The organism is Streptomyces sp. CNH189 (assembly GCF_000527195.1).
In genome coordinates this window covers 40,212-53,490 of the sequence record NZ_AZUS01000022.1, presented here as the reverse complement: position 1 = coordinate 53,490, position 13,279 = coordinate 40,212, and the positions used below count along the sequence as shown (strand labels likewise).

Annotated in this window: 11 protein-coding genes and 1 tRNA gene; 4 read left to right on the top strand and 8 right to left on the bottom strand. The window is 72.3% G+C overall.

Going from position 1 to position 13,279, the window contains the following annotated elements; all coding sequences use genetic code 11:
* The first annotated feature begins 41 nt into the window (after nucleotides 1–41).
* Nucleotides 42–1,010, top strand: a complete 969-nt coding sequence (locus B100_RS0126695; RefSeq protein WP_024887464.1) for an ABC transporter ATP-binding protein — start codon at nucleotides 42–44, stop codon at nucleotides 1,008–1,010.
* A 246-nt stretch (nucleotides 1,011–1,256) separates the two neighbouring features.
* Here B100_RS0126695 and B100_RS0126690 read toward each other — a convergent pair whose 3' ends face one another.
* The 3 genes from B100_RS0126690 to ettA are packed head-to-tail and all read right to left on the bottom strand — an operon-like array spanning nucleotide 1,257 to nucleotide 4,010.
* Nucleotides 1,257–1,922, bottom strand: a complete 666-nt coding sequence (locus B100_RS0126690) for a DUF8185 domain-containing protein (protein ID WP_024887463.1) — start codon at nucleotides 1,920–1,922, stop codon at nucleotides 1,257–1,259.
* Nucleotides 1,919–2,341, bottom strand: coding sequence for an acyl-CoA thioesterase (locus tag B100_RS0126685; RefSeq protein WP_024887462.1), 423 nt, complete (start codon nucleotides 2,339–2,341; stop codon nucleotides 1,919–1,921). The genes B100_RS0126690 and B100_RS0126685 overlap by 4 nt, the downstream gene beginning before the upstream one ends.
* A 4-nt stretch (nucleotides 2,342–2,345) precedes the next feature.
* Nucleotides 2,346–4,010: an energy-dependent translational throttle protein EttA gene (gene ettA / locus B100_RS0126680; protein WP_024887461.1), complete on the bottom strand. Its 1,665-nt coding sequence runs from the start codon at nucleotides 4,008–4,010 to the stop codon at nucleotides 2,346–2,348.
* Nucleotides 4,011–4,254: 244 nt separating this feature from the next.
* Between ettA and B100_RS0126675 the strand changes: the two genes are divergently transcribed.
* Nucleotides 4,255–4,764, top strand: coding sequence for an HAD domain-containing protein (locus tag B100_RS0126675; protein ID WP_024887460.1), 510 nt, complete (start codon nucleotides 4,255–4,257; stop codon nucleotides 4,762–4,764).
* Between the two features lie 18 nt (nucleotides 4,765–4,782).
* On the opposite strand, the gene B100_RS0126670 is transcribed toward B100_RS0126675, so the two are convergent.
* The 4 genes from B100_RS0126670 to B100_RS0126655 form a co-directional block, all read right to left on the bottom strand.
* Nucleotides 4,783–6,207, bottom strand: a complete 1,425-nt coding sequence (locus B100_RS0126670) for a Cys-Gln thioester bond-forming surface protein (RefSeq protein ID WP_106967100.1) — start codon at nucleotides 6,205–6,207, stop codon at nucleotides 4,783–4,785.
* Between the two features lie 278 nt (nucleotides 6,208–6,485).
* Nucleotides 6,486–6,965, bottom strand: a complete 480-nt coding sequence (locus B100_RS0126665; RefSeq protein ID WP_024887458.1) for a single-stranded DNA-binding protein — start codon at nucleotides 6,963–6,965, stop codon at nucleotides 6,486–6,488.
* A gap of 457 nt (nucleotides 6,966–7,422) precedes the next feature.
* Nucleotides 7,423–9,222: a YfjP family GTPase gene (locus tag B100_RS0126660; RefSeq protein WP_024887457.1), complete on the bottom strand. Its 1,800-nt coding sequence runs from the start codon at nucleotides 9,220–9,222 to the stop codon at nucleotides 7,423–7,425.
* Between the two features lie 3 nt (nucleotides 9,223–9,225).
* Complete coding sequence (locus tag B100_RS0126655; protein WP_024887456.1) at nucleotides 9,226–10,836, bottom strand: dynamin family protein; 1,611 nt, start codon at nucleotides 10,834–10,836, stop codon at nucleotides 9,226–9,228.
* 321 nt (nucleotides 10,837–11,157) lie between these two features.
* On the opposite strand from B100_RS0126655, the gene B100_RS0126650 reads away from it, so the two are divergent.
* Nucleotides 11,158–11,230, top strand: a tRNA-Arg gene (locus tag B100_RS0126650).
* 118 nt (nucleotides 11,231–11,348) lie between these two features.
* Here B100_RS0126650 and B100_RS0126645 read toward each other — a convergent pair.
* On the bottom strand, nucleotides 11,349–12,113 hold the full coding sequence (locus B100_RS0126645; RefSeq protein ID WP_024887455.1) for a hypothetical protein: 765 nt from the start codon (nucleotides 12,111–12,113) through the stop codon (nucleotides 11,349–11,351).
* 223 nt (nucleotides 12,114–12,336) lie between these two features.
* On the opposite strand from B100_RS0126645, the gene B100_RS0126640 reads away from it, so the two are divergent.
* Nucleotides 12,337–13,116 carry a hypothetical protein gene (locus B100_RS0126640; protein ID WP_024887454.1) on the top strand — a complete coding sequence of 260 codons (780 nt, stop codon included), beginning with the start codon at nucleotides 12,337–12,339 and terminating at the stop codon, nucleotides 13,114–13,116.
* Nucleotides 13,117–13,279 lie beyond the last annotated feature (163 nt).

Genomic DNA, 13,279 nt, shown 5'->3' with positions numbered 1-13,279 from the left:
GCCCCCGTGTCGCGTCGTTCCCTTCCCGCAGGAGGCCCCCGATGACCTCGTACCCCACTCTGGCCGACCTCGCCGACCGCGTCACGGCCGGCCGCAACCGTCCCGCGTACGGCCATGACGCGCTCATCACCTGCGACCGCCTGGTCCGCGTGTTCACCGCGGACGGGGTGGAGGTGCAGGCCCTGCAGGGGCTGGACCTGCTGGTGCGGGAGGGCGAGCTGATGGCGCTGGTGGGCGCGTCCGGCAGCGGCAAGTCGACCCTGATGAACATCCTCGCCGGGCTGGACACCCCCACGGCCGGCGCGGCCCGGGTGGCCGGCCGTGACCTGCTCACGATGACCGCGAAGGACCGTCTCGCCTACCGCCGGGAGGTCGTCGGCTTCGTGTGGCAGCAGACCTCCCGCAACCTGCTGCCGTACCTGACCTCGGCACAGAACGTCGCGCTGCCCATGCAGCTCGCCGGGCGCCGCGGCCGGTCCCGCCCGGCGCGCCGGGCCCGCTCCGAACGTTCCCTGGAGCTGCTGGAGTTGCTGGAGGTCGCGGACTGCCGGGACCGGCGCCCGCACGAGATGTCCGGCGGCCAGCAGCAGCGGGTGGCCATCGCCGTGGCGCTCGCGGGCGACCCGTCGGTGCTGCTCGCGGACGAGCCCACGGGCGAGCTGGACTCGAACACCGCGGAACAGATCTTCGCCGCGTTCCGCACGGCGAACGAGCAGCTCGGCACGACCGTCGTGATCGTCACCCACGACCAGACGGTGGCGAACGAGGTCAGCCGCACGGTCGCCATCCGCGACGGCCGCACCTCCACGGAGGTGCTGCGCCGCAGCGAGGTGGACGAGGCGACCGGTCACGAGAAGGTGGTCGCCCGGGAGTACGCGATGCTGGACCGCGCCGGCCGCCTCCAGCTGCCCGCCGAGTACACCGGCGCCCTGGGCATGCGCGACCGCGTGGCCCTGGAACTGGAGCCGGACCACATCGCCGTCCGCCCGGACACCGACGAACGGGACTGAGTACCGGCCGGCGCGACGGCGTCGCCCCGGCGACACCCGGTGCTTCGGCCGCGTCACGGTGCCGGGGTGGCGGGGCGGCTTCCGGCCACCTGACGACTGGGCAGCACCCGGTGCCTGGACGACTGGACGGCCTCCGGGGCCAGGGCGGCCGCGGTGCCTCGGCGCACTGCGGCGCCTGAACGGCCGGAGCCTCCCAGGGCCGGAGCCTCCCGGGGCCTCCCCGGACCGATGGCCGGCTTCCTGGCCTCAGCGGACGCTGATGCCCAGGGTGCCGAGTCCCGCCCGGCGTACGGCGACCGAGCCGTAGGGCGTGCGCAGCCGCAGCCAGGACCCGGAGGAGAACAGCACCTGGTCGTCGCCGCGCAGGAAGCCGAGCGACTGGGCGGCGTGCACCGCCCGCACGGGGAGGCCCGTCCCCGCGACCGTGCGGGACCATATCTCCCGCCCGATCCGGTCGAGTTCGGCCCGGGTGCGGTCCTCGGGCGCCAGCTCCTCGGTGCGGGAGCGGAACTCCGCGACCGACGCGGCCACGAGCCGCCTCAGCTGCCCGGGCTCCGGCAGACCCGGCTCAACCTGCCAGCCGCCGCGCGGCGGGAGCACCCCGGCCCACGGCGGTCCGGTCACCGCCGCGGGCACGCCGGCCGTGGCGGCGGACTCGTCCACCGTCTCCAGCAGCTCACCCGCGGACACGGTCACGTCCAACGTGACGTCGAGCCCGTTCTCGTACGGTTTGGCCAGCCGGACCGCCCGGATCGCCAGCACCTCGAACGACGGGGGCCGCCCGAACACGGCGAGCGCCGTACCGGCCGCCTGGAGCCGGACGGCGGCGCCGCGGTCGTAGTGCAGCAGCCGGGACAGGAAGGCCGCGAGATCCGCGGCCTCCCCCTCGTCGGCGAGGTGGAGCACCGTCATGCGGCGACGGCCTCCTCCTTCTCGTCGGCGGCGTCGTCCGTGTACTCCTGGAGGAACTCGCGCTCCTCCGCGGTGAGCCGCCGGGGGCGCTGCGCCTCGAAGTCGAACGGCACGATCACCGTCGACGCGCGCACGTAGACCACGTCGTCGTCCTTCACCTCGTAGGTGAGGGTGAACGACGCCGCCCTGATCTGCGTGACCCACAGCTCGACGTCCACCGGGTGGTGCCGGTGGACGAGCTGCCGCTTGTAGTCGATCTCGTGGCGCGCCACCACGGACCCCTGCTTGAAGTCCTTCTCCGGGCGGAACAGGAAGTCGATACGGGCCTCCTCCAGGTAGCGGAGGAACACCACGTTGTTGACGTGGCCGTACGCGTCCATGTCCGCCCAGCGCAGCGGGCAGCGGTAGATGTGCCGCAAGAGATCAGCCCCGGGTCAGCTTCTTGTAGGTGGCGCGGTGCGGACGCGCGGCGTCCGGGCCGAGCCGCTCGATCTTGTTCTTCTCGTAGGACTCGAAGTTGCCCTCGAACCAGAACCACTTGGAGTCGCCCTCGTAGGCCAGGATGTGCGTGGCCACGCGGTCGAGGAACCACCGGTCGTGGGAGACGACCACGGCGCAGCCCGGGAACTCCAGCAGCGCGTTCTCCAGGCTGCCGAGGGTCTCGACGTCGAGGTCGTTGGTCGGCTCGTCCAGGAGCAGCAGGTTGCCGCCCTGCTTGAGGGTGAGCGCGAGGTTGAGGCGGTTGCGCTCACCGCCGGAGAGCACGCCGGCCGGCTTCTGCTGGTCCGGGCCCTTGAAGCCGAACGCGGACACGTACGCGCGCGACGGCATCTCGACCTGGCCGACGTTGATGTAGTCCAGCTCGTCGGAGACGACGGCCCACAGCGTCTTCTTCGGGTCGATGTTCTCGCGGCTCTGGTCGACGTAACTGATCTTGACGGTCTCGCCGACCTTGATCGAGCCGGAGTCCGGCTCCTCGAAGCCCTGGATCATCTTGAACAGCGTGGTCTTGCCGGCGCCGTTCGGGCCGATGACGCCGACGATGCCGTTGCGCGGGAGCGTGAAGCTCAGGTCGTCGATGAGGAGCTTGTCACCGAAGCCCTTGGTGAGGTTGTTGACCTCCACGACGACGTTGCCCAGGCGCGGGCCCGGCGGGATCTGGATCTCCTCGAAGTCCAGCTTCCGCATCTTGTCGGCCTCGGCGGCCATCTCCTCGTAGCGGGCCAGACGCGCCTTGGACTTGGCCTGGCGGCCCTTGGCGTTGGAGCGCACCCACTCGAGCTCGTCCTTGAGGCGCTTGGCGCGCTTGGCGTCCTTCTGGCCCTCGACCTTGAGGCGGGTGGCCTTGGTCTCCAGGTACTTGGAGTAGTTGCCCTCGTAGCCGTGCAGCCGGCCGCGGTCGACCTCGCAGATCCACCCGGCGACGTTGTCCAGGAAGTACCGGTCGTGGGTCACGGCCACGACGGTGCCCTCGTACTTGGCGAGGTGCTGCTCCAGCCAGTTCACCGACTCGGCGTCGAGGTGGTTGGTGGGCTCGTCGAGCAGCAGCAGGTCGGGCGCCTCGAGCAGCAGCTTGCACAGCGCCACGCGGCGCTTCTCGCCACCGGAGAGGTTCGCCACCGGCCAGTCGCCGGGCGGGCAGCCCAGGGCGTCCATGGCCTGCTCCAGCTGCGCGTCGAGGTCCCAGGCGTTGGCGTGGTCGAGCTGCTCCTGGAGCTTGCCCATCTCGTCCATGAGCTCGTCGGTGTAGTCGGTCGCCATCTGCTCGGCGATCTCGTTGAACCGGTCGAGCTTGCCCTTGACCTCGGCGACGCCCTCCTGGACGTTCTCCAGGACGGTCTTCTCCTCGTTCAGCGGCGGCTCCTGCAGCAGGATGCCGACGGTGTAACCGGGAGAGAGGAAGGCGTCACCGTTCGACGGCTGCTCCAGCCCCGCCATGATCTTCAGAACCGTCGACTTACCGGCGCCGTTCGGGCCGACGACGCCGATCTTCGCTCCCGGCAGGAAGCTCAGGGTGACGTCGTCGAGAATCACCTTGTCGCCGTGCGCTTTGCGCGCCTTGCGCATGGTGTAAATGTACTCAGCCAAGAGAAACCGTCCGGCAGCTTGAAATCTGGCAGTGGGCAGATACACCCCATCTTGCCGTACCGCCACCCCTGTGCGGAAACGCGTCACCGCCGGCCCCCCTGACCTGGGGTTTCCCCACCGCACCCATCGCCTCACCCATCACTCTGCGTCACCGTCGACCGACACAGACACCACGCACGGCCCAGGACAGGCACGGGATTCAGTCGCCTCCCCACGGGCGCGGGGCGCGGGCTAGCGTGCTGTCGTGACCCGCCCGGTGGAGCGCCCTCTCCTTTTTCTCGACGTCGACGGCCCCCTGATCCCCTTCGGGTCGCCGGCCCCGTCCCCACGGGTCGCAGCCCCCACTCCGGTGCCGGCCGCCGAGGGCAACCCCCTGCTCGGCCGGCTCGACCCCCGCGTCGGCGCGCGTCTCCTCGCCCTGGGCTGCTCGCTCGTCTGGGCCACGACCTGGATGGAGGAGGCGAACGAGGTCGTCGCCCCGCTGATCGGTCTGCCCAGGCTGCCCGTCCTGGAGTGGCCGGACACCGGCGAGGCGGCCCCGCGCGGCCTGCACGGGAAGACCCGCGCCCTCGTCGCACGGGCCGGCGGCCGGCCGTTCATCTGGGTCGACGACGAGATCGGCCCCATGGACCGTCAGTGGGTCGCCGCCGGCCACCCCGGCCCGGCCCTGCTCCACCGGGTCGACCCGGCCAGAGGGCTCGCGGCCCCCGACTTCGGCGCACTCGCCGCCTGGCTGGCCGCCGTCACCCGGTGAGGCCCTCCGGCGTGTCCGTCAGGCGTCCCCGTCGGAGGCGTTCTGGCGCTGGCGGGTGATGACCAGGGCCGCGCCGCCGAGGACGACCAGGGCTATGGCCGAGCCCGTGATCCACGGGGTGATGCCGGAGGCACCGGTCTGGGCGAGGTTGACGTCGGTGACCGCGGTGGTCACGGGAGGGGCGGTCGGACCGGACAGGGTCTGCGTCGTCGTACCCGTCTCGGCGGTCCGTGTGCGGCAGTCGAGCACCCCGGTGAAGCGCTGCTCGAAGCCGTCCGTGCCCACGACGGTGATGTCGTACGGCTGGTCCTCGTCCAGCGGGACCGTCACCGTGTCGGAGGCGCCGGCCTCGACGGTGTGGTCCGTGCCCGCCAGCTCGAAGGTGAACGGGGCGTCGCCCCGGTTGGCGACGGTGACGTCCACACCGCCCTTGGCGCAGTTCTCGCGGGCCGAGACCGCCGGTATCGCCCCCTCCCCCGCCCAGGTCGCGGTCGCCGTCGCCGAGACGGTCGACTCGCTGGACCCGGCCAGGATCTGCGTCTGGCTGCGGCTCTCGGAGACGAAGGCGCGGCCGACCGGCACCGTCGTCGCCGCCTGCACGGTCACCTCGGTGGTGTCCGCCGCCGCGTCCTCCGGCACCTCGACGTAGAGCTTGCTGCCGTCGGCGGCGGTGGTGACCGGCTCACCCTTGTCGTTCACGATCCGTACGCCGGTGGTCGCGGCGTAGGCCGGCGGGGGGACCGTCACGGTCTGCGCGTCCGTGCGGACCGTCACCGGGCCGAGCCGCTCGCCCGGGCGTCCGGCGACGGCCGGCGGGTCCAGGGTCAGCGACGGCTTGGGCTCCGCCTTGTCGCGTGCCTTCTTCTCCAGGTAGTCGGCGAGCTGCTCGGCCTGCGGGTCGAGCGCCTCGACCTTCACGTCGTCGGAGTGGCGCCATATCGCCACCTGGGTGCCGGCCGCCGCGTCCTGTTCCGTGAGCTGGCCGTGGACGCCGGCCTTCTTCGCGAGCGCCGCCAGGTCGTTCACCTGCGGGTAGGAGTGCCGCAGGATCCAGAGGATCCGGCCGGCGTTCTTGTTCGTCCCGAGCGAGGTGCCGCTCCAGGCGGTCTCGTGGTACTTGGCGTCCTGCTGGGTGGGCGTGTGGATGTCGACGCAGTACGTCTGCAGCATGCCGCCACCCTCGACGGACATCTCGAACAGGCCCGCCGAGACCTGCGTGTTGCCGGCGGTCCCGTGTATGACGGCCGCGCCGTAGGTCTTCAGTCCGTCGATGGTCGCGACCGCTCCACCGCGCTGCGGCGTCGTCCCGTCGCCACCGTCGGCGGCCGCCGTCCCCGCACCGGCCAGCACGGTGGTGGCGACGATTCCGGTCACCAGCGTCCCCGCGGCGAGGCGGGCCGATCCACGTCCGCGCAGGAACCGCGCGGCGAACGAAACAGACACCGAATTCCCTTCCGAGCAGGACCCGTTGATGTGGGGGCGGTCCCACCAGCAGAATCTCCGGCCCCAAGAACCCCCGGAGCCATGCCCGGCATCCTAAGGAGCGGGTGGACAGCGCTTGCCGGTGATCGCGTCGGAGCGGTGATCCGAATCGGAATCGTTATCGCCGGGGCGCCGCTGAACAGGGCTTATCGACAAATCCACCGGGGACTTTCGGCGCGCATCTGCCGATAAGCCTCGCTTCGGTCAGCCGCGGGGCCGCAGCCCGGCGGCTCCTGATGTCACGTCACGATGCCGACTCCGGCGGTGAGTTGTGTTGCCTGCTCCTCCGCCGGCGGCGACGGTGCCGCCTCCGTCTCCCAGTTGGGTTCCGAGCGGTGCGGCGCCGGATTCAGCTCGGGGCGGGGTGTGCGGCGGAAGGCGGTGGTGCCGCGGGTGAGGTCGTGGCCGATCGACACCGCGTCGATGTCCGCCGACATCCAGCCGGGCTGCCCGTCCCGCGTCTCCGTGCGCACCTTCAGCCGGCCCTGCACGATCACCGGTTCCCCCACCGACAGGGACGCCGCGGCGTTGGTGGCGAGCTGGCGGTTGGCCCAGACCGTGAAGAAGTTGGTGTGTCCGTCCGCCCAGGCCGATTTCTCGCGGTCCCAGTACCGCGCGGTCACCGCGACCCGGAACCTCGCTCCCGGACCGGACGCCGTCTCCCGGTACACCGGCGGCGTCGCCACGTTGCCCACCACGCACACCATCGTCTCGTTCATCGCGCTTCCCTCCCTCGCCCGGCCCCCGCCGGCTGTCGCCCCGGCGCCGGGCGGACACGCGTACGGGCCCTTCCCGTACGGCTGCCGTCTGGCGCGGTGACCGCGGACCGCCTGTGCGATCGGGTCGTGATCACGGTCGCGATCGCGGTCACCGCGCAGCCAGACTGCCTCCGCCGGGCCGGACCCGCAGACCGCTGTGGACCATCACCGGCCTGTGGACAACTCCGCCACCCGCACGAGTGGCCGCCTTCCACCTCAAGGCCCGGGACACGGACACCCCCGCCCCGGACGGGTGGCCGCGCCCTCCGCCACGGCCCGAAGGACTCCCCCCGCCTCCGCCTCCCTCGCTCCACCCCCACCCCCGCCCTCGCCCTCGCCCTCGCCGGCCAATCAAGAAACGGCCCCCTCCGCCGAACCCGCAACAGAGAGGACCGGTCCACCACCCGCGCCGCCCCCCTCAGCGCCCCCCGCTCCCCATCCCCACCCCCGCCACACGCCCGTACTGCTCCCGCACTTCCCGGTACCGCAGCAGTTCCGACGCCACCGGGTCCAGGACGCGGGCCCGCCCGCACCCCGACGCGGCCTCCCGCAGCCGTCTCTCCGCCTCCAGCCCGTACCGCCGCGCCGGGCCCCGGGCCGCCATGCGGCAGCTCCATTCGACGAGCGGCCCGCCCACGATGCCGATCACCATCAGCAGTACCGGCACGCCCAGGTTCGGCGTCATGACCCCGACGATCTGCCCGACCAGCCACAGCCCGCCCACGAACTGCAGGATCGTCATGGCCGCCTGGGCCAGCACGGCCACCGGCCACCACCCCGGCCGCGGCGGCCGCCCCGGCGGCAGTCCCGCCCGTACGGCCAGCTCGTCGAGCGCCTCCGGCAGCCCCTGCGAGCCGCGCACCGCCGCCTCCCGCACCGCCTGCGCCCATGGCGCCGGCAGCCCGGCCGAGGCCCGGTCGGCGACCGTGCGGACCGCCTGCTCCACCCGCTGCCGGGCGGTGACCTCCTCGTCGGGCTGCCCGCCCAGGGTGACCCTGCCGGTGGTCGGCTCACGCCGCGCCTGGCACCAGCGCCACAGCCGCAGCCAGGGCGTCCCGCAGGCCCGGTTGGCGTTGCGCAGCCAGGCGCGTTCGGCCGCCTCCCCCGCCGCGGTGGCGCCCACGGCGTCCGCGAGCCGGTCCGAGAACTCCTCCCGCGCCTCCTCGCTCAGCCCGGTGCGCCGGCGGGTGGCGTAGGCGGGCCACAGGCGGGCGGCGGTGATGTCGACGTCCGCGGAGATCCGGCGGGCGGGCGCCCCGCGCTCGGCCACGAACCGGGCGAGCGACTCCCGCAGGTCGCCCACCCCGTCCCCGGTGAGCGCCGACAGGGCGAGCACGGCCGTACCGGGTTCGCCGTACTCGCCGAGCACGATGCCGTCCTCGTCGAGAAGCCGCCGCAGGTCGTCCAGGACCTGTTCGGCGGCGTCGCCGGGCAGCCGGTCGACCTGGTTGAGGACGACGAACATGACCTCCGCGTGGGCCGCCATGGGCCGCAGGTAGCGCTCGTGGAGCATGGCGTCGGCGTACTTCTCCGGGTCGACGACCCAGATCACCGCGTCGACCAGCCCCAGCACGCGGTCCACCTGCTCGCGGTGCTGCACCGCCGCGGAGTCGTGGTCGGGCAGGTCGACCAGGACCAGCCCGCGCAGCCGCTCGTCGGCCTCCGTCGCGGCCTGGAGGGGGCGGCGGCGCAGCCGGGGCGGGATGCCGAGGCGTTCGATGAGGCCCGCGGCGCCGTCGCTCCAGCTGCACGCGATGGGGGCGGCGGTGGTCGGCCGCCGCACGCCCGTCTCGGAGATCGGCACGCCGGCGAGCGCGTTGAACAGCTGGGACTTGCCGCTGCCGGTGGCACCCGCGATGGCGACGACGGTGTGCCGCCCGGAGAGCCGGCGTCGTGCGGCGGCCTCGTCGAGCACCCGCCCGGCCTGGGCGAGGGTCCGGTTGTCGAGCCGGGTGCGGGAGAGCCCGACCAGCTCGCGCATCGCGTCCAGCCGCGACGCCAGCCGCGGGTCGTACGACAGGGGGATCACCTTCTGCGGCGTGGAGGCGCGGGGTTCGGCCACCACCTGCGGCTCCTCCCGCGCGGGGTCCGCCGCGGTGCCGTTCACCCGGCGCGCGATCAGCCCGTCGTCCCAGGCGCCGGCCGTGTCCTCGCGGGACCGGTCCTCGGTGTCACGATCGGGGTGCTCGGTGTGGTCCTGGTCAGTGACGGCGGTCACCGGTCACCTCTCCTTCTGCAGTACCGACAACGCGGCGATGAGTTCGGGCTGGGGTTCCGCGTGCACCTCGAGCGTGTCGATCGGGGCGAGGCGGCGTTCGCGTTCGGCGTGCATGATCCGGTCGACGTGGGCGACGAGCAGCCGTCCGCCGCGGTCCCGCAGCCGCAGCGCGCCGTGGGCGCCGATCCGCTCGGCGAGCCCTTCCCCGGCGGTTCTGGCCCGTCGGCCGCCCAGCAGGACGGTGGCGACGAGGGCGGTGACCGTCTCGGGGTCGGGCGCGGTACCGCGCTCCAGCTCGCGCACCTCCTCCTCGGCGAACTCCTCCAGCTCGCGCCGCCAGCGCCGTACGGCGAGGCCGATGCGGTGTTCGACGCTCTCCGGGGAGCCCTGGCGGGCGGCGAGCTCGGGGGCGTCGGCGGCGGGCTCGCGCCGCCAGGCCTCGTCGACGCGTTCGTCGGCGGCGGCGACGGCGCACAGCAGGAGCGCGCTGAGGCTCTCCACGAGCGTGTCGAGGAGCTCGCCCGGGGTGCAGTCGAGGGGGAAGGCGCGCCACCGCTTGAGCGCGTCCCCGGCGAGCACCGCCCCCGCCTGCAGCCGGCCCCGCACCCGCGAGTGCTCGCTGTCGTACGCGGTCTCCACGGCGGAGGTGAGCCGCAGCGCGGCCGCGTACTGGGCGGCGGCGGCACCGGCCAGCTCGGGCAGGCGGGAGTTGAGGGAGTCGAGGACGCCGTAGGCGGTGCGGGCCATGACGTGCTGCCGGGCGGCCGGGTCCAGCGTCTGGTGGACGAGCCAGGTGCGCAGCGCGGCCACGGCGGTGGCGGGCAGCAGTCCGCCGCCGAACGCGGACTCGGGCAGCTCGGGCACGGTGAAACGGGGGACGTCGCCGAGACCGGCCTTGGTGAGCAGGGCGCCGTACTGCCGTGACACCTCGGAGACCACTTGGTGCGGCACCCGGTCCAGCACGGTCACCAGGCTGACGTCGTACTCCTTGGCGGTGCGCAGCATGTGCCAGGGGACGGCGTCGGCGTAGCGGGCGGCGGTGGTGACCATGATCCAGATGTCGGCCGCGTTGATGAGTTCGGCGGCGAGGACCCGGTTGTCGGAGACCAGGGAATCGATGTCGGGCGCGTCGAGGAGGGCGAGGCCGGGGGGCAGGGTGTCGGCTGCCTCGACCCGCAGGACGCGCGCGGGGTCCTCGCCGGGCAGCAGCAGGTCGTCGGCCGGGTCCTGGTGGTGGGGCACCCATACGCGGGTGAGGTCGGGCAGCACTCTCATCCCGCTGAACCAGTGGTGGTCCTCCGGATGGCAGACGAGCACCGGCGTGCGTGTCGTCGGCCGCAGCACGCCCGCCTCGCTGACACGCCGGCCCACGAGTGAGTTCACCAGGGTGGACTTACCGGCTCCGGTGGACCCGCCGACGACGGCCAGCAGGGGCGCGCCTGGGTCTTTGAGCCGCGGCACCAGGTAGTCGTCGAGCTGGGCGAGCAGTTCGTCGCGGTTGGCACGCGCGCGGGCGGCGCCCGCCAGGGGCAGCGGAAAGCGTGCGGCGGCGACACGGTCGCGCAGGGCGGAAAGTGCGTCGAGCAGCTGAGGCCGTACGTCCAAGGTCACCACATGCGAAGAATGCCCAATTTTAGGGGAATTCTGAAGCATATGAGCATGTCTGCGTGCCGACAGGACACAAGCGGATGGAAGGGGCGACTGAGACGCGGGCACAGCCGAGGCATAACGAGTGCACAACACCCGATGCTCCAGAGGCCAAAAGCAGTGCACGATTCGTACCTGCCTGCGATTATCAGGACCGCTTCACCGAACCTCCACATCGAGCCACGGAGGCGAGGCGACAGGGACAAGGATGCGGGAGCCCTATCCTTGTCTCCGGCAACGTCAAGGACAGGCCCCACCAGGGCACCACGACGACAGGCCACCACACCGGCCCCCGTAGCTCAGTGGATAGAGCAGGCGCCTTCTAAGCGCTTGGCCGCAGGTTCGAGTCCTGCCGGGGGCGCAAGTCTCCGCCCTCCCGTCCGGGAGGGCTTTTTGCTGACGTCCGGAGCCTTCGCGACCGGGGTCTCGGACGGCCCGGACGGCAGCGGCCCCCACGTCCGACGTGCACCCGCCGGCCGTCAGTAGCGGTGGCCGGGCCAGTGCGGATCCGTCCAGCGGGCCTCGCCGGTGAGTCCGAGCAGCCGTATCCGGTGCTGGAGGTCGGCCGGTGCACCCGACTCGCGCAGCCGTACCGTGGCGTGCTCGAGGAGCCAGGTGACCAGTTCGGCGCGCATCTTCTCCTCGTCGAGCTCGTACCAGTGGACGTCCCACGGCATGTTGTCGCCCAGGAGCTCGTACTCCCATTCGGCGGCCGTCTCCGTGAGACGCCGGTCGCTGAGGCTGCCGGCCTGTGCCTCCCAGTCGGCGAGCCAGGGGCCGAACGATCCGGAGGCCTCGGCACACGCGGCGAGGACCTCGTGCGCCGGGACGGCGGCGTCCGGATCGGTGAGGCTCTGCGCCCACCAGGCATGCAGGAACTCGCGTACCGGACCGGCGTGCTCGTCGGGCCACTGCTGCCAGCGCCCGCGGGCGAGGGAGGCTCCGGCCTCTTCCAGTCCGAAGAGGGGATCCGCCTGACCGGCGGCCAGGGCCCTGGCGAACTGCGGCAGGACACGGCGCAGTACGGCCGCGTGATCGGACCAGTCGATGGCCTGCCAGGCCCGGTTCAGGAGGTCCGGCTCCAGTTCCACGTCCGGCGTCTTCAGGAGGGCCAGCTCCTCCGCACTTCCCCAGTGGCAATCGCAGTTGTACTCGTCCGGGTGTGCCGTCATGCCGCGGAAGGTGCTGGAGAGATTGTCCAGGGCGGCGCCGAGGCGGCGTGCGGGATGGTCCGCGAGATGCATGCTGCACCCGACTTCCAGGGACTCCGTACGGCTTCCGCCGGCCGAAGATCGCCACCTTACGCGGCGAGGAGGTGACCCGCACCGCCGCCGGGCCCCGCCGCACCGCGGTGATCAAATCGTTGCCGTCCTGCCCGCAACCTCCAACTCGCCTCCCCTGTCCCAGAGTCAGCCGCTGAAGACAGCGGGCGCGCCCGTCAGGCGTGAAGGGGAGGGGCTACAGGGGATGAGAAGGACGACAGGGAGCGCGTTGGTGGCCGGTGGGGCCGCTCTCGCGTTCACGGCGGTGTCCGCGGTGCCGGCCGGGGCGGCGGAGGGCGGGGTCTCCTTCAGCCGGGTCACGGTGAACGGCGGGAAGCCGATCGTGATCGGGACCAAGCAGCAGGTCGTGGTGCACGCGACCTACCGGATGACGACCAAGCTCAGGTACGACCCGGGGGTGGTCGTGTTCCCCTACCGCGGCGGGCTGGAGTCGGGCGACCGCCTGTGGCACGCGATCGACAGCAGCAACTGCAAGGTGGTGAACCGGGCGCAGGGTATCTGCGACTTCGAGGAGTGGCTGTACATCGACCCGCGCCACCTCGACTTCGGCAACGAGGACGCGGGCACCTGGAAGACCGCCGGCCGGGTCTGGCTCGCCGGTGACGCGTACGACATCGATGACGTGAAGCTCCCGGTGCAGGTCAAGCGGGCCACACTCGTCACCGTCAACGCCTCCCCCGAGCCGGTCAGGAAGGGCAGCACCCTCACCGTGACCGGCAGGGTCACGCGGGCGAACTGGGACACGCACACGTACCAGGGGTACGCGGGCCGCACCGTGAGCCTGCAGTTCAAGGCCGCGGGCGCCAAGGCGTTCACCACGGTGCGGAAGGTGACGTCGAGCAGGACCGGAACGCTCCGGACCACGTTCAAGGCCACCCGCTCCGGAACCTGGCGCTGGGTGTACTACGGCAACTCCACCTCCGGCGCGAGGGCGTCGGCCGGTGACTACGTGGCCGTCCGGTAGGCGACGCCGCCGCGCGTACAGCCGCGAGCGCCCCGGACGACCACGTTCGCCGGGGCGCTCAATGGCGTGTGCGCTCCTCCAGCAGGGCGCATTTCGACGTACCGGCACGCATGGGCACCCTTACCGAGCAGGGCATTTTTCCGGGATCGCCCATAATTGAGTG